We start from the raw sequence: 17,145 nt of genomic DNA on the forward strand, positions 1-17,145 counted from the left end.
AAATATGGTACAGATGGTTGAAATTAAGACTATGGTAGAGGGGATAGGAAACCAGTCAGAGGTGCTCCAGGCTATGTCAGCCAGCAGTGAAGAGCTCTCTGCTTCAGTTGAAGATGTAGCCGAAATGACTCAAAAAGCTTCTGAAATGTCATCAGAAGTTTATAAGATAGCAAAGCAGGGCTCGGAAAATATTTCTAAAGCAATGGATTTTGTTAAAAACTCATTCGATGAGGTAGAAGATGTAAACAAGATGATGGCTGAGGTAAAACTAAAAACTGAAACAATCAATCAGATTGTAGATATAGTAAAAGGGATTGCAGATCAGACGAATTTACTGGCACTCAATGCGGCAATAGAAGCGGCAAGGGCTGGAGAATCAGGAAGAGGGTTTGCAGTAGTAGCTGATGAAGTAAGAAAGCTTGCAGAGCACACTAAACATTCAGTAGATGATATTCAAAAAAATGTTGCAGAGCTTCAGGTTTCTATAGATGCATCGGTATCGAGTATAAATAATACGACATCTCAACTACACTCTGGAACCTCTCTTGTAGATGAATCTCTAGTTTCAATAGAGAAAATAGGATCTTCTGTAGGAGAACTGAGTGATTTAGTTACTCAAGTAGCAGCAAATACTCAAGAGCAGACAGCGGCTATAGAAACCTTTGCAAATGGAACTAGCGAAATAGCATCTCAATCTGAGGATATAGTATTGAAATGCAATTCTATAGGTGAAAAAATATTTGATTTAAGCAAAGATGTAGATTCTTTGAGAATAAATATGATAAATACAAGCAATTGTCTTAACAATAAAGATAAAATAGAAATATATAAAGTAGATCATCTACTTTGGAGGTGGAGAGTATACAATATGCTTCTTCATTATGAGGTGGTTGACTGTGCCAAAGTGGCAGATTATAAAGGTTGTAGACTTGGTAAGTGGTATTATGGTATAGACTGTGAAGATTTGCAGCATATACAGGCGTTTAGAGAAATGGAAAAACCTCATATATCACTTCATGAAGTGGCAAAAAAATCTGTAGAATCATATAAATCAAAAGATATGGAAAGCGCTAATAATTATCTATTAGAAATGGATAGATATTCCAAGGAAGTATTCAGATATCTTGATGAAATTAAGAAAAATATAAACAATTAAGTTAGATTCATACATATAAAATAAAAAACTCCTTATGCTAGCAAAAATCAATTTACAGCATAGGGAGTTTTTATTACAAAACTTTATTTTTAAAACACTTTAAGCTAAGTTCCGCAATAAGTTTTATAATTTTTTCCAAATGGAGGAGAGGCGAACTCTTTCTTATAATCATCATGGCTATATGGATCTGAAATAGCATTTATAAGTTTATAGATTTTCGAATAGTTTTGATTTTCAGTAGCGTCTTTTATTGCTTCTTCAACAAAATAATTTCTAGGGATGACAGCAGGGTTACTTTTTTTCATTAGGGATATAGTATCTTTTTTAGAGCTATTTTCTTCTTTAAGCCTATCAAGCCATCTCAAGTTCCATGTATTAAAATCAGGATGAGTATAAATCTTGGATTCGCTATGTCTTTCGAAGGTCAAGTCTAAAAAAGTATTAGTAAAGTCAGATTTTGTCTCTTCCATTATTTTTAGGATGTCTTTTATCAGCACTTCATCTGAAGGTTTTACTTTATCAATACCTATTTTTCTTCCCATAATTTCAAGATAGTATGAACTGTATAATTCAGAAAATCTTGATACCCGAGCTTGAGCTATTTCTATGGCTGTTTCTTTTTTATTATCTAAAAACTCAATGATAGTTTCAGCAAATCTAGCTAAATTCCAAGCAGCAATATATGGTTGATTTCCATATGCATATCTTCCATATAAATCTATTGAGCTAAAAACTGTTTTATTGTTATATTCATCCATAAAAGCACAGGGACCATAATCTATAGTTTCTCCATTTATAGACATATTGTCGGTATTCATCACTCCATGGATGAATCCTACGCTTTGCCACATTGCAATTAGTTTTGCCTGCCTTAAAATCACCTTATCAAGAAAAGAGATATATGGGTTTTTATCTTCCCAGCACTCTGGGAAATGTCTATCAATAGTATAATCAAGAAGTGCTTTTTTTTCATGATTAGAAAGTTTAAGAGAAGCATATTCAAAAGTTCCTACTCTAATATGACTTGAAGCTACTCGAAGGAGTATGGAGCCAGAAAGTGATTTTTCTCTCTTTACTGAATCTCCAGTCAGAGCTACTGACAGGCTTCTTGTAGTTGGGATATTAAGACCATTCATTCCTTCGCTTATTATATATTCTCTAAGCATAGGACCAAGAGCAGCTCTTCCATCCCCTCCCCGTGAATATGGAGTTCTGCCTGAGCCTTTAAGCTGTATATCCCATCTTTCAGATGAAGGGTCTATATGTTCGCCTAAAAGTATAGCTCTTCCATCTCCAAGAATAGTAAAATTTCCAAACTGATGGCCGGCATATGCCTGAGCAATAGGGGAAGAATCAGTTGGAACCAAATTTCCTGATGCGACAAGAGCAAATGAATCCAAATCATTTATTTTAAGTCCTAGTTTTTTTGCAAGATTGAAATTTAAAAGCACTATACTTGGGCTACTTACAGGAGTAGGGTTGATTTTAGTGAACAGCTTGTCTGGAAGGGATAAGTAACTGTTGTCAAAATTCCATCCCATATCTATATTATTTAAAATATTTTTCATAATAATATCCTTTCTAAATCATTATTTAATGTAAATCATATTAGTCAACTAAGAGTTCCATCTGTATTCTTTAATTTCTATTAATAAGTTATACCCTTCAAGGAAATATTATAACTTTGTATTTAAAAGTAAGATAAAATTGATTTAATAATTCGAATATAGTATATTTAATATAAAAAAAGTAGGGGGAGATTGCAATTGAAAACTAGAACTATAAAGCAAGGAGACACATTTTTGGACTACAGGCTTTTTTCTATTGAAGACATTGGAAATATAACTGAAAAAGAAGGGGAACTTTTGATTAGAATCAGAGAATTTATGGATAAAAAGAGAGAATCATTTCCGATTGTAGTTATAGATTATATGTATACAGCGCCAAAGGGAAGGGGAACCGGAGAAGCAACTTCTCTTTTGTCTCAGTTTTGTAAAACTCATTTTGATAAAATTATAGCTCTAAGTGCTGAACCTTCACATATGGAATATGAAGATGAAGAAGGGGAAAAAAGCTATCAGAACATATCTAAAAAATTAAATGATTTTTATGGTAAAAGAGGATTTATGAGCTTGAACGATAAAATATCTAATATTTCTAAGACATCCATGATTTACAAAAATTATCCTTATGATATCTTGATAGGTAAATAATAATTACCTCAAACATTAAAAATCAGCCAATTCATGCTATTGGCTGATTTTTAATGTTTGAACAAATTCTGCATTAATAATTTCAATTCCTTTCCTTATTATATGTCTGGGATTTCTATATACTCATATTCATTTGAAGCAGAGTTAGAAGATTCATATTTCTTATCGTCTTTTATTCTTTCACTATGGTCTGAAAGGAGCATTCCCTGATATTTCATCATTTTTCTATCTGGATATAGCATGTTTTTTCTGTCATAATCTCTTGGTTTTTCCCATTTGATATCCATAAATTAAACCTCCGTTTTTCCAGTATGTCCTCCAACCTTTTTTGCTCTTTCAAAAAAAGTGGAGCCATCCATTAGATTATATCCCTTAAATACTGATGTTTTTCCATGCTTTCCTTTAATTGAGTCAAGAACATCATCAAGCTTTTTATACTTTTCATCCTTTAAAGATGAAAATAAATCCAGTTGCTCATAATAGTCATCAGCCACTTTATTGCAACTAATATTAAACTGTCTGATACTCTCGTTTTTCCAAGCAGCGTTAAAAATACTTATAAATTCATCTTTGAGGTGGCTTGATGAGGAAGTTGGAGCAATAGCCTTGCTTTTTGAAAAACTCTTTTCATTTTCATATTTTGAAAGTCTTGCATAAAGGTGAATCTCTTTGCAAACCATATTATTTTTTCTAAGCCTACTGGCGACTTCTTCTACCATTTCAGACAATATTATAAGAAGCTCATTTTTATTGTTATAATCATGTGGAAGGACTTGACCCTTGCTATAGCTGTGGGTTTTAGGTTTGATTCTCTCCGATAATAGAGTATAGTCTACTCCATTTGCGTGATAAAAATGCTGTAGACCTATTATTCCAAATTTTTCATATAAAATTTCTTTTGGATAATGAGCAAGTGCATACACAGAGTTTATTCCAAGTTTACTCAATCTCTCTTCATATCCTTTATTAATTCCCCAAAAGTCAGTAAGTTTTTTTATTTTCCAAACTGTCTGAGGAATCGTGCCGTAGCTCCAATATGCTATCTGAGATTGTTTGGACTTTGCACTATTGTCAAGAGCTAGCTTTGCTAGGAGCGGATTGTCACCTATGCCTATTGTTACTACAAGTCCTAGCTCTTTTTTTATTTTTTCTTTAATCAAAAGAGCTATCTCCCATGGATTACCCAAAATATTCATCGTTGAAGTCACATCTATAAAAGCTTCATCAATACTATATACAAGTATATCTTCGTCAGCTGCAAAGTCAGAAAAAATCTTATGAATTTTGCGATTTATGTCAAGATAAAGCTGCATAGAGGGCTCTACAAGAATGAGTTTTTCGTCTTTAGGTACTTCAAAAAGTCTATTGCCAGTTTTTATTCCAAATTCTGATTTTACTTTAGGACTGCTAGCTAATATTACTGCTCCAGGTACATTTAAATCACTAACTACAATGATGTAGGCATCAAGTGGGTCTAGTCCTCTTCTGACAGCCTCAACGGAAGCGAAAAAGGATTTGACGTCTATACATAGTATATACCTTAAAGGGAGCTTATGATAATCTATGTCCATAAAATCACCCCTTCAAAAGAACGTATGTTCTTTATTTATTGTACTCCCTTACAAATATTTTGTAAAGAATTAAATTGAATTATTATAATTCTTAAAAAATGATTGGTATAATGATTATAGAAAATAAAAAATTTTGAAAAGACTAATAAAAAGCATTAGGGGGGATTAAATTGACAGTTAAAGAAATGTGGGAAGAATATATTGAATTTTCGGGAAAAGACAAGGATACTCCTTATCAGGCTTGGCATTTTTGCAATAATGAAAAGGATGCGAATGAGCTAGCAGAGCTTACAAGGTCAGGAGTAAAAAGAGCTACAGCATCACTCTTAAAATCATATGAATATGAAAATGAACCTGTACCAAAAGTAGGTGATATAAATATTATCATTAACTGGGAAGGAGAACCTATCTGCATTATAGAAAATGAAAAAGTAGAGATACTTCCTTTTAAGGATATTACCAAGGAACATGCAGAGATAGAAGGGGAAGGGGATAAATCTCTTGAATACTGGAGAGAAGGGCATCTAAAGTTTTTTGGTGAAGAGACTAAAGATATGGGGATTGAGTTTAATGAGGATATGGAAGTAGTTTTTCAAATCTTTAAAGTAGTTTATCCTAAATAACTAAGAAATAATTATATACTAGAGATTAAAAAGAGGAATTCATATGGAAAACCAAGCCTATCTTATAAGTACAGTTTTAACTCTTGTCATAGTATCCTTTCTAGGGATCAGAAGCAATAAAAAAGTAAAAAGCTCCAGTGACTTTGTACTTGGTGGAAGAAAATCTTCAAGTTTTAACGTTTCAGCTATAATTGTGGGAACTTTAGTTGGAGGAGCATCTACTATAGGAACCGCCCAAGCTGCATATGTAAGCGGCTTTAATGGAATGTGGTTTACTCTAGGAGCAAACCTAGGATGCATATTTCTTGGGACCTTTCTTGTAAAACCACTTAGAGATGCAGAAATTTCAACAATACCTGAATTTATAGAAAGATATTATGGTTTCAAAGCTAAGATAGCTTCAAGCCTGATATCTTCAGTCGCAATTTTTGTTCATATAACTGGTCAGATACTTTCATCTGTAGCCATATTTACATCTCTTTTTTCCATAGGAGAAAACCTTTCAGTAGTGGTTACCATGATTCTTATCATTAGTTATATTTTTTTTGGTGGCTTTTTAGGATCCAGTATTGTAGGAAATATAAAAACTATACTTCTATACCTTACTCTTATCCTTAGCTCTATCATAGTACTTCAAAGATTTTCTGGAATAGTGGGCTTTATAGATTATTTTCCATTTGAACCTTGGTTTAATATTTTTAGTGATGGAATATTTAGTGGCCTAGGTCAAGGGTTTTCACTTGTTGTGGGGGTATGCTCAACTCAGACCTATCTTCAGGCAATATTTTCTGGAAAAACGTATAAGGAATCTGTAAAAGGGGCTTATATTGCAGCTCTTTTAATACCACCTATTGGTCTTATGAGTACAATTATAGGGATGTTTATGAGGGTAAATCATCCCTTTATAGATTCAAAGCAGGCACTGCCTTTATTTATATTAGAATATCTCAATCCTCTGATAGGAGGGATAGTAATCGGTACTTTGATAATATCTGTAGTCGCAACTGGAGCAGGGCTCACCTTAGGAATCAGTACTATGTTTAGCAGGGATATATATAGCAGTATTATAAATAAAAATCCAAATGATAAATCTCAGATGCTATCTATTAGAGTATCTGTAATTGGAGTCCTTGCTCTGACTACCCTTATGGTTTTTTTAAATATGGATTCATTGATTTTAAAATGGGCTTTTTTATCTATGGCTCTAAGGGGTACTGTAATTTTCATTCCTCTTTTAGGAATAATCATATTAAAAGATAAAGTACCAAAAAAAGCAGGGCTATATTCTATGACTATATCTCCCTTACTTGCTATAGTTTTTGGGGTATTTGGTTTTGTAAATATTGACCCTCTTTATATTGGAATGGGGAGTAGCTTTATTATAATAACTCTATTTTATATAACTAGCTTTAATAAATAATACTTTTTAAAAGATTAAACGATGAGAGATGATTATTGAAGAAATAAGAGAATAAGTATTTTAGTGTAATATTAGAAAATTAGTTAAATATTTAAAGTTGAGATGGGAGGATAAATATGCTATATATCAGTGAAATAAAAAAAGGAGCACCTGATAAGAAGAAAAGTGGACTTGAAGGTGAGGTGCATAAGATTCTTAATGAGCTGAAGATTGATTTTTGCTGGGTCGAAAACGATGAAGTATCAACTATGCAAGAGTGCGTTGAAATAAATAATGTACTTGGAGAAGAAATTGTAAAAACAGTCTTTCTTTCCAATCGTCAAAAAACCATGCTTTATCTTATGATTCTTCCGCCAGACAAACCCTTTGATAGCAAAGCCTTTGCAAAAGAGATAGAGGCGCCTAGGCTTTCTTTTGCATCAGGAGAACTTATGGAGCAGCATCTTGGTGTATCTCCTGGCTCCGCTACTATTATGGGTCTAATTAATGATAAAGACAATAATATAGAGCTTGTAATAGATAAAGATATTGCAGAAAAAGAATGGTTTGCTTGCAACCCAGGAACAAATAGAAGCCATATTAAATTAAGAACAAGTGATTTGCTAGGCAAATTTTTGCCACATATCAATCATATTCCTAAAATAATCTCCATTTAACAAGTAAGTATTAAAAAATCATATATTAGATTAGCTTATGCACTCGCAATGAAAGCATTCTTGCTTTTGAATATATAACTTGAGTTAATACTTCTTTGTTTTTCAAACTGATTTATAAAATAATAGATTTGTTGCCAGTTTTCAAGTCTGATTACATTTTCAGGTAATTCTCCTTGATTATAAAGGCAATTAATCAATATAACAGTAAAACCTTCTTTGGATAACTCAATAGCATTTTCGTATCTGTCTTCTATAAATATATCACAGTTTAGTTCCTTAGCTTTTTTTACTTTATGATGACTTCCAAGAAGGGAAATTGAATCATATGGAACTTGATATAAGGACATCCAGTTGTATGTCACAGATGTCATATCCTTGGACCTAGCTGTAACAAAATGAATGGAGTGATTTTTAAAAATAGATTCAAGTGCAGGAATCACTCCATCTCTAATTGGAGCCTTAGAATGTATCAATTTCCCATACACTCTATAAAAGTCATCATACTCTTCACGGGAAACCCCTATAACCTTCTCTATTTCATACAAAACCACGTCTTCTTTTCTTAAATTTTTTCCAAAAAACTCATTAGCAACATCTATCCAGTCATAAGCCTCAGTTACAGTTCCGTCGATATCGATACAGATATTTAGCTTTGTCATACTCTTTCCTCCTTGTATTTAGGTTTAAAACTAGAGATAATTTTTATTTGAGACAAAATCATTATGATTCTTAAAAATGAAATCTATATATAATTGAATCTAATTACATTTTAATATTTTATTTAAAGATAAATGTTAAGCCTTAATTAAGGATATGTAAAGTTTTAGAAAAGATATTGACAACACATAGATGTTCATCTATATTTGTATATATAGACGATTATCTATGTGTTTTGCATATCTAAACTTTATAGGAGGTAATATATATGAAAAGAATGACTATATTTGAACCAGCAATGTGTTGTCCTACAGGGATTTGTGGGCCAGGTGTAGATTCCAATCTACTTAGAATATCAACAGTATTAAACAACTTGAAAAATCATGATGTAATAGTAGAAAGATATAATTTGACTAACAATCCTTCTGTGTTTGTAGATAATAAAGAAATAAATACTATGCTTGAAGAGCAAGGGATAGAGATTCTTCCAGTCACTATGGTAGATGGGGTAGTTGTAAATACCAAAGAATATCCGACAAATGAAGAAATAGCTTCATTACTTGAAGTTTCATTAGATTTACTCGCATCATCCCCTAAAAAAGAATTACTTGGTGGGTGTGATCCAAACAGTGGTTGTTGCTAATTTAAAGGAGCTGAATTAATGAAAGTCAAAAACTTTAATCCAGAATATATTAATCTTACTAAATATCTGTTTTTTACGGGAAAGGGAGGAGTAGGAAAGACGTCTACAGCCTGTGCACTAGCTGTTAAATTAGCAGATCAAGGGAAAAAAGTCATGCTCATTAGTACTGATCCTGCATCAAACCTTCAAGATGTATTTAACACAGAGCTTAATAATAAAGGAGTTCTTATAAAAGAAGTTCCAAATCTAGTTGTAGGAAATTTTGAACCAGAAAAAGCGGCCCAGGAATACAAAGAAAGTGTGATTGCTCCTTATAGAGGAAAGCTTCCAGAGGTAGTACTTAAAAATATGGAAGAACAACTTTCAGGTTCTTGTACTGTTGAAATAGCTGCATTTAACGAATTTTCTTCGTTTATAACTAATAAAGAGGCAGCAGAAAAATATGACCATATAATATTTGACACTGCCCCAACTGGACATACTTTAAGAATGCTACAGCTACCTTCAGCATGGACAAATTTTATTAGCGAAAATACCCATGGTGCTTCTTGTCTAGGTCAGTTATCTGGACTGGAAGACAAAAAAGAAATATATAAAGAGGCTGTAGAAAACGTAGCTAATGGTGAAAAAACCACACTGATGCTAGTATCTAGGCCAGAGATGACATCATTTAATGAAGCGGAAAGAGCATCTTTAGAGCTTCAAGAGATAGGCATAAAAAATCAGGTCTTAATAATAAATGGTTTACTTAAAGAATATGATGATGAACTTTCCACTTCTATTTATAACAAGCAAAAATTAGCACTTGATTCCCTTCCAAATGGCCTTAAAGAAATCAAATCCTTTGAAATACCTTTAAGACCTTATAATGTCACTGGGATAGAAAATATAAGAGCATTTTTTGATAGTGACACTTTAAATCCAAGTACAGATATATTAAAAGTAGAGAATATACCTTCTCTAAAAAATGTAATAGATGATCTTTATAATTCAAATAAAAAAGTAATTTTTACTATGGGAAAAGGTGGAGTAGGAAAGACAACTATAGCGGCAACTGTGGCTATGGAGCTTGCTAAAAAAGGTAAAAAAGTTCATCTTACAACCACTGACCCTGATGCTCATTTGGATTTTGTCATAGACAGTAGTTATGGGATAACTATCAGCAGGATTGACGAGGAAAAAGAGCTTGAAAAATATAAAGAAGATGTACTAGGCAAAGCTAGGGAAACTATGAGTGAAGATGACCTTGCTTATATAGAAGAGGATTTAAGATCTCCTTGTACTCAGGAAATAGCTGTATTTAGAGCTTTTGCAGAGATTATTGAAAAGTCTAAGGAAGAGATTGTTGTAATAGATACAGCACCGACGGGGCATACTCTACTTCTTCTTGATTCTACTCAAAGCTATCATAGAGAAATACAAAGATCTCAAGGTGATATGCCAGAGTCAGTAAGGGAGCTATTGCCAAAGCTTAGAGATCACAAGCATACAGAGGTTTTAATCATAACTCTTGCTGAAGCAACGCCAGTACATGAAGCTACAAGACTTAATGAAGATTTAGATAGAGCGGGAATTGGTGTAAAGTGGTGGATTATTAACTCTAGCTTTTATGCTACTAAGACTGAAAACAAGGTCTTAAAGGTAAAGGCTGGAAATGAAATAAGCTGGATTAATAAAGTAAATGAATTATCAAATGGTAATTTTGCAGCTATAAAGTGGATTTCGGATGAGGTAAAAGGGGAAAACTTAGCAAAGCTTTTATAAAACAAAGGGTGATTAAAATAGAAGATAAGATAGAAATATTCAAGGCATTGAGTGATAAAAACAGACTACTGATATTAGATATGCTTTCCTGTGGAGAGCTATGTGCATGTGACATTATGGATGGGCTGAGTCTTACACAGCCCACTATATCACATCATATGAAGATGCTTTTAAAGTCTGATTTAGTAAGAAGCAGAAAAGAAGGTAAATGGGTATTTTACTCTATAAATCAGGAAAAAGTAAATGACATTGAGGATTTTATTAAAGCGCTAACTTCTCCAAAGGAAGAATGCATATGTAAAGGTTATGATACGGACTGTATAAAAATAGAAAAGGTTATTTAATTAAATCTATTCAACTAAAAAAAATTATATTAGGAGGCTTATTATGAAGAAAAAGGTAGCTTTTGTATGTGTACACAACTCATGTAGATCACAGATGGCAGAGGGTTGGGCAAAAAAATTAGGAAGTCATGTTCTTGAAGTATACTCTGCTGGAACTGAAGAATATAAAGAAGTAAAACCGGGAGCAGTGCAGGTAATGGAAGAGGCTGGAATAGATATGAGTGAGCATTACCCTAAGCTACTTTCTGATATTCCAGCAGAACTTGATATATTGATAACTATGGGCTGTAACGTAGTATGTCCATTTGTTCCATCTAGTCATAGCGAAGATTGGGGACTCGAAGATCCATCTGGAGGGCCTATAGAAGACTTTAGAAATACTAGAGATATAATTAAAGAAAAAGTGGAAGATTTAATTAAAAGAGTGGAAAATAATGAGATTTAGAAAGTAAAAATACACAATAGATACAGGAGGAAAAAATGATTAATGAAAATCCAAAAGATCAAGGTAAAGGCCTAGGTTTTTTTGAGAGATATTTAACTATATGGGTAGCAGCCTGCATAGTAATAGGGGTAGCTATAGGACAGATATTACCTATAGTACCTCAAACATTAAGTAGATTCACCTATTATGAAATTTCTATTCCAGTAGCTTTATTAATTTGGCTTATGATTTATCCAATGATGTTAAAGATAGACTTTACAAGTATTGTAGAGGCTACAAAAAAGCCAAAGGGATTAATAGTTACATGTACGACAAACTGGCTTATAAAACCGTTTACAATGTATTTAATAGCAGCTTTTTTCTTGAAAGTAGTTTTTTCAGCACTTATTCCTGAATCCCTTGCAAATGAATATCTAGCAGGTGCGATTATTCTTGGAGCAGCACCTTGCACAGCTATGGTATTTGTATGGAGTCATCTAACAAAGGGAGATGCAGCCTATACACTAGTTCAGGTAGCTGTTAATGACATCATTTTATTATTCGCCTTTACGCCTATAGTGGCTTTTTTACTTGGAGTTACAGACGTATTTGTACCATACGGCACATTATTTTTATCTGTAGTACTTTTTATTATAATTCCCCTTGCAGGAGGATTTTTCTCAAGAAAATTAATTATAGAAAAGCATGGTATGGATTATTTTGAAAATGTATTTTTAAAGAAATTTGACAATGTGACTATTGTAGGACTTTTACTTACTCTAGTTATTATATTTACTTTCCAAGGAGATGTAATATTAAGTAATCCACTTCATATAGCACTAATTGCCATACCTCTTACTATTCAGACTCTGTTTATATTCCTTATTGCATACGGGTGGGCAAGAGCCTGGAAGCTACCTCATAGCGTAGCAGCACCTGCAGGAATGATAGGGGCAAGTAATTTCTTTGAGCTTGCAGTAGCTGTTGCTATATCCCTATTTGGATTAAACTCAGGAGCAACACTTGCTACAGTTGTAGGAGTACTAGTTGAAGTGCCTGTAATGCTAGGACTGGTTAAAATTGCTAATAACACAAGACACTGGTTTGGATAATATTCTTTAAATAAAAATGTTGCACTATATAAAAAACTGTAGTAGTATATAAAAAACTAAATATCAAATAAAACAACTTATCAAGAGTGGTGGAGGGACTGGCCCTGTGAAACCCGGCAAAGGCGAAAGCTAGTGCTAAATCCTGCAGACATTATGTCTGGAAGATAAGTGTTGTGTTATAGATTGAAACTATAGCCGCACTTATAATAGTGTGGCTTTTTTAATGCCACCAAACTTAAAAAATATTAAGAAAAGAGGTATTAAATTATGGAAAATTATTCACAGGAAACATTATGCGTACAGGCAGGTTATGAAGCTAAAAATGGTGAGCCTAGAATACTTCCTATAGTTCAATCTACTACCTATAAGTATGATGATGCAGATGAAGTGGGAAAACTATTTGATTTAGAGGCTGAGGGCCATATGTATTCAAGGATAAGCAACCCAACTGTAGGTGCACTTGAAAATAAGATTACAGTACTTGAAGGTGGGATAGGAGCCCTAGCTACATCTTCAGGGCAATCAGCGAATCTAATTGCCATACTTACAATATGCAGTGCAAACGAACACGTACTTGCACTTTCAAATCTTTATGGCGGGACCTTTACATTATTTACATCAACTTTGAAAAAAATGGGGATAGAGGCAACTTTTGTAGACCATAAGGCTTCATCTTCAGAAATTCAGTCTCATATAAAAGATAATACAAAACTAATTTTTGCTGAAACAATAGGAAATCCAGGGGTGGATGTGCTTGATATAGAGACTATTGCAAATATAGCCCATGAAAATAGTATACCTCTTGTTGTTGACAATACCTTCGCAACTCCATATCTTTGCAGACCTTTTGATTTTGGAGCTGATATAGTGACCCACTCTACTACAAAATATTTAGATGGTCATGCTACAAGTGTAGGTGGAATCATAGTAGATAGTGGAAAATTTGACTGGGAAAAAAGCGGAAAATTCCCGCACCTCACAAGTCAAGATCCAACCTATCATGGACTTAGCTATACTGAAAAATTTAAAGAAGCTGCATATATAGTAAAGGCTAGAGTGGCTTTTTTGAGGGATATGGGAAATACTATGAGTCCATTTAATGCATTCTTGACTAATATAGGAGCAGAGACTTTGGCTCTAAGGATGGAAAGGCATAGCGAAAATGCATTTAAGATTGCAAAATTTTTGGAAAATCATCCTAATGTGTCATGGATTAATTATCCTCTTTTGGAATCTAGTGAAAGCTATGAATTAGCAAAGAAATACTTGAAAAAGGGTGCAAGTGGAATCATATCTTTTGGAATAAAAGGGGGAGCTAAAGAAGGTAAGAAATTCATCAATTCCCTTGAACTTGCAAGCCTTGTAGTACATGTTGGAGATATAAGAACTCATGTACTTCATCCTGCAAGCATGACCCATAGACAGCTATCAGAAGATCAGCAGATAAAAGCAGGGATTAAACCAGATATGATTAGATTATCTGTTGGAATAGAAAATGTAGATGACATAATAAGGGATTTAGATAAAGCTCTTAGATCCTAGTCTTGAGGAGGAGAAAATATGCCAGTAATAGTGCCGCATGACCTTCCTGCAAAACAAATTCTCTTAAAAGAAAATATATTTGTAATGAACGAAAAAAGAGCAGAGTCTCAGGATATAAGGCCTCTTAAAATAGCAGTAGTCAATCTTATGCCTACTAAAATAGAAACAGAGACTCAGCTTATTAGAATGCTTTCCAATACCCCATTACAGGTGAACATAGATCTTATTAGAACTTCAACCTATCAAAGTAAAAATATAGGTGAAGAGCATCTAAAAAAATTTTACAAGACATTTGAAGATATCAAATACAAAAAATATGATGCCATGATAATTACAGGAGCACCTGTGGAAAAGCTTGACTATTTAGAGGTTAATTACTGGGAAGAGTTAAAAGAGATAATGGATTATGCAAGAGAAAATGTATACTCTACAATGTTCATTTGCTGGGCATCTCAGGCAGCACTTTATCACTACTATGGAGTAGATAAATATGCCTTAGATAAAAAAATATTTGGTGTATTTGAAAATAAAATAAATAAAGAAAGTGTTCTTACTAGAGGATTCGACAAATATTTTTATGCACCTCAATCAAGATATACCTATTGCAAAGAAGAAGATATTGAAACAATAGAAGACATTGATATCATTGCAAAATCAGAAGAGGCAGGATTTCATATAGCAGCGACCAAGGACAATAGATTTATATTTATATCAGGACATTGCGAATATGATGAAGATACATTAGATAGAGAATACAAAAGAGATAAAGGTATGGGGCTTGCTATAGAAATTCCTAAAAACTACTATGAGGATGATGACTCTAGTAAAGATATTATAGTAAGATGGAAATCCCATGGAAATCTTCTTTTTAGCAACTGGTTAAACTACTGCGTATATCAAGAAACACCGTACGATATTAAAAAAATAGATAACAAAGTCTTTAAATAAAAAGGGGGGCTGTAGTAGTGGAGAAAATTCAAATAGCAGTATTAGGTCTTGGAACAGTAGGTAGTGGAGTAAAGAATATACTTCAAGAGAAAAAAGAATTATTAAAGGAAAGAATTTTTCAAAAAACTGGTCTTGAAAGGGAAATTGAGATAAAAAAAATTTTAATCAGAGATATAAACAAGGTCTATGATGTAGATAAAGAACTATTGACTGAAGACTTTGAGGATATATTAAATGACGATGATATAAAAATAGTTGTAGAATTAATAGGAGGAAATCAGCCTGCTACAGACTATATGATTAAGGCTATGAAAGCTAATAAGAATGTAATAACTGCAAACAAACTAGTTATTGCAAAATCAAATGGATTACTAGAAAAAGTTGCTAAAGAAAACGATGTAAGATTTATGTATGAAGCTAGCGTAGCAGGAACTGTACCAGTCATAAAAGTAATCAATGATTCCCTTGTAGGAAATAGTATAAGCAAGATATCAGGGATTGTAAACGGAACTACAAACTATATACTTAGCAAAATGACAAATGAGAATAAAAGCTTTGAAGAAGCATTAAAATCTGCCCAAGATTTGGGGTTTGCAGAAAGTGATCCTAGCTCTGATATTGACGGTGACGATTCGCTTTATAAAATTGCAATACTATCAAAGCTAGCCTTTAGTACAGAAATTGATTTAGAAAAAATAAGTAAACAAGGGATAAGACATATAACTAAAACAGATATAGAAAATGCAAAAAATAGTAATAAGAGAATTAAATTCTTAGCTCAGGCTGAAAAAAAAGAAGGGAAAGTTGTGATTTCTGTTTCTCCTGTAGAGATAGATTCAAAACATCCTCTAGCTAATGTAGAAGGAGCTATGAACGCAGTATGTATTAGCTGTGACAATGCAGGAGAAATAATGCTCCAAGGTGCAGGAGCAGGCTCAAGGCCTACTGCAAGCGCCGTGGTTAGTGACATTTTTTCAGTAGCATCCAAATTATAATAGTAAGGTTATATAGTTTCCTTTTTATTCATGAAGGGAAACTATATAGCCAAGATCATCTATCATTTTCATATCATCATCTATAGTAATTCCATCTGTAGTAAGCATGTCTCCTGATATAGCTCCATTAGCCCCTCCTAAAAAACAAGATCTTCCTTTGTCCTCAAGAAGTCCTCTTCCACCAGCTAGACGAATAGATGCCTTTTGATTTAAAAATCTATATATTGCTATGATTCTTCGCATTTCGTTTGTTGAAAGTAGGGACATGTTTTCATAAGGGGTGTTAGGTATAGGATTTAGCATATTAACAGGTATGGAGTTTACATTTAAATCCCTTATACTTAAAGCCATATCTATTCTATCTTCATAGCTTTCACCAAGGCCCATAATTCCTCCGCTGCAAACATCAAGTCCAGCATTTTGAGCTGCTTTTATAGCAGTAATCTTATCCTCGAAGCTATGAGTTGTACATATGTTTGGAAAATTATTTTTTGAAGTTTCTAGATTGTTATGTATCCTTGTCACACCAGAAGCTTTTAAAACAGAAAACTCAGATTCACTTAAAAGCCCAGGCGATGCGCAGACTTTGATATTAGATTTTTTTCCTATTTCTTGAACGCTCTCACAGACTCTTTCAATCTCTTGATGATTTAAAGCTCTTCCAGAAGCTACTATAGAGTATCTAAGGACACCTTTTTTATCATTATATATAGCCTGCTTTAGGAGTTCTTTCTTAGAAAGTAGCTCGTAAGACTCGACAGCTGTATCATAAAAAGAGGATTGAGCGCAGTATTTACAGTCCTCAGTGCATTTTCCGCTTTTTCCATTAATTATTGTACAAATATCAAAATTATTTCCACAAAAATGAGCTCTAATTTCGTTGGCGGCTTTTGAAAGCTCATCTATATCTACATCAAGGAGTAAAAGAGCTTCATCTTTTCCTATAAGTTCTCCATCAATAATTTTATCTTTAAGTAAGTTTACTTAAACTTCGCACACAAATAAAACCTATGAACCTTGAAAATTCAATAATTGACAGATTAATAGTATACTTTAGACATATAAAACAAGCTTTTC

At 33.1% G+C, this 17,145-nt stretch carries 18 protein-coding genes and 1 riboswitch; of the genes, 13 read left to right on the forward strand and 5 right to left on the reverse strand.

What is annotated here, in order from left to right:
• Positions 1-4 precede the first annotated feature (4 nt).
• A complete protein-coding gene (locus tag J2Z35_RS07510) occupies positions 5-1,156 on the forward strand; it encodes a methyl-accepting chemotaxis protein (protein ID WP_209660776.1) in 1,152 nt (383 codons plus the stop codon).
• A 104-nt stretch (positions 1,157-1,260) separates the two neighbouring features.
• Here J2Z35_RS07510 and J2Z35_RS07515 read toward each other — a convergent pair whose 3' ends face one another.
• Positions 1,261-2,724, reverse strand: coding sequence for a protein adenylyltransferase SelO (locus J2Z35_RS07515; RefSeq protein WP_209660777.1), 1,464 nt, complete (start codon positions 2,722-2,724; stop codon positions 1,261-1,263).
• A 198-nt stretch (positions 2,725-2,922) separates the two neighbouring features.
• Between J2Z35_RS07515 and J2Z35_RS07520 the strand changes: the two genes are divergently transcribed.
• Positions 2,923-3,369 (forward strand): hypothetical protein, encoded by a 447-nt coding sequence (locus tag J2Z35_RS07520; RefSeq protein WP_209660778.1) that lies wholly within the window; start codon positions 2,923-2,925, stop codon positions 3,367-3,369.
• Positions 3,370-3,467: 98 nt separating this feature from the next.
• Here J2Z35_RS07520 and J2Z35_RS07525 read toward each other — a convergent pair whose 3' ends face one another.
• Both J2Z35_RS07525 and J2Z35_RS07530 read right to left on the reverse strand, forming a co-directional pair.
• Entirely contained in the window at positions 3,468-3,656 is a 189-nt protein-coding gene (locus J2Z35_RS07525) for a hypothetical protein (protein WP_209660779.1), read from the reverse strand.
• A gap of 3 nt (positions 3,657-3,659) precedes the next feature.
• Positions 3,660-4,940: a Y-family DNA polymerase gene (locus J2Z35_RS07530; protein ID WP_209660780.1), complete on the reverse strand. Its 1,281-nt coding sequence runs from the start codon at positions 4,938-4,940 to the stop codon at positions 3,660-3,662.
• 170 nt (positions 4,941-5,110) lie between these two features.
• Between J2Z35_RS07530 and J2Z35_RS07535 the strand changes: the two genes are divergently transcribed.
• From J2Z35_RS07535 to J2Z35_RS07545, 3 genes are all read left to right on the forward strand, one after another.
• Positions 5,111-5,563: an ASCH domain-containing protein gene (locus tag J2Z35_RS07535; RefSeq protein WP_245330799.1), complete on the forward strand. Its 453-nt coding sequence runs from the start codon at positions 5,111-5,113 to the stop codon at positions 5,561-5,563.
• Between the two features lie 43 nt (positions 5,564-5,606).
• On the forward strand, positions 5,607-6,983 hold the full coding sequence (locus tag J2Z35_RS07540) for a sodium:solute symporter family protein (protein ID WP_209660781.1): 1,377 nt from the start codon (positions 5,607-5,609) through the stop codon (positions 6,981-6,983).
• 116 nt (positions 6,984-7,099) lie between these two features.
• Entirely contained in the window at positions 7,100-7,639 is a 540-nt protein-coding gene (locus tag J2Z35_RS07545; RefSeq protein WP_209660782.1) for a prolyl-tRNA synthetase associated domain-containing protein, read from the forward strand.
• Positions 7,640-7,674: 35 nt separating this feature from the next.
• Here J2Z35_RS07545 and J2Z35_RS07550 read toward each other — a convergent pair whose 3' ends face one another.
• Positions 7,675-8,298, reverse strand: coding sequence for a 5' nucleotidase, NT5C type (locus J2Z35_RS07550; RefSeq protein ID WP_209660783.1), 624 nt, complete (start codon positions 8,296-8,298; stop codon positions 7,675-7,677).
• Positions 8,299-8,564: 266 nt separating this feature from the next.
• On the opposite strand from J2Z35_RS07550, the gene arsD reads away from it, so the two are divergent.
• From arsD to J2Z35_RS07590, 8 genes are all read left to right on the forward strand, one after another.
• Positions 8,565-8,939 carry an arsenite efflux transporter metallochaperone ArsD gene (gene arsD / locus J2Z35_RS07555; protein ID WP_209660784.1) on the forward strand — a complete coding sequence of 125 codons (375 nt, stop codon included), beginning with the start codon at positions 8,565-8,567 and terminating at the stop codon, positions 8,937-8,939.
• A gap of 18 nt (positions 8,940-8,957) precedes the next feature.
• Entirely contained in the window at positions 8,958-10,703 is a 1,746-nt protein-coding gene (gene arsA / locus J2Z35_RS07560; protein ID WP_209660785.1) for an arsenical pump-driving ATPase, read from the forward strand.
• 8 nt (positions 10,704-10,711) lie between these two features.
• Entirely contained in the window at positions 10,712-11,047 is a 336-nt protein-coding gene (locus J2Z35_RS07565; protein WP_330623411.1) for an ArsR/SmtB family transcription factor, read from the forward strand.
• 43 nt (positions 11,048-11,090) lie between these two features.
• Positions 11,091-11,492, forward strand: coding sequence for an arsenate reductase ArsC (locus J2Z35_RS07570; RefSeq protein ID WP_209660786.1), 402 nt, complete (start codon positions 11,091-11,093; stop codon positions 11,490-11,492).
• Positions 11,493-11,527: 35 nt separating this feature from the next.
• Positions 11,528-12,583 (forward strand): ACR3 family arsenite efflux transporter, encoded by a 1,056-nt coding sequence (arsB, locus tag J2Z35_RS07575; protein ID WP_209660787.1) that lies wholly within the window; start codon positions 11,528-11,530, stop codon positions 12,581-12,583.
• A 74-nt stretch (positions 12,584-12,657) separates the two neighbouring features.
• Positions 12,658-12,754: riboswitch (SAM riboswitch) on the forward strand.
• Between the two features lie 96 nt (positions 12,755-12,850).
• Entirely contained in the window at positions 12,851-14,125 is a 1,275-nt protein-coding gene (locus tag J2Z35_RS07580; protein WP_209660788.1) for an O-acetylhomoserine aminocarboxypropyltransferase/cysteine synthase family protein, read from the forward strand.
• A gap of 18 nt (positions 14,126-14,143) precedes the next feature.
• Entirely contained in the window at positions 14,144-15,073 is a 930-nt protein-coding gene (gene metA, locus J2Z35_RS07585) for a homoserine O-acetyltransferase MetA (protein ID WP_209660789.1), read from the forward strand.
• Positions 15,074-15,090: 17 nt separating this feature from the next.
• A complete protein-coding gene (locus J2Z35_RS07590) occupies positions 15,091-16,068 on the forward strand; it encodes a homoserine dehydrogenase (RefSeq protein ID WP_209660790.1) in 978 nt (325 codons plus the stop codon).
• A gap of 24 nt (positions 16,069-16,092) precedes the next feature.
• Here J2Z35_RS07590 and bioB read toward each other — a convergent pair whose 3' ends face one another.
• On the reverse strand, positions 16,093-17,031 hold the full coding sequence (bioB, locus tag J2Z35_RS07595) for a biotin synthase BioB (protein WP_209660795.1): 939 nt from the start codon (positions 17,029-17,031) through the stop codon (positions 16,093-16,095).
• Positions 17,032-17,145 lie beyond the last annotated feature (114 nt).

Origin of the sequence: Acetoanaerobium pronyense (assembly GCF_017874355.1) — a bacterium.
Classification (GTDB): domain Bacteria; phylum Bacillota; class Clostridia; order Peptostreptococcales; family Filifactoraceae; genus Acetoanaerobium; species Acetoanaerobium pronyense.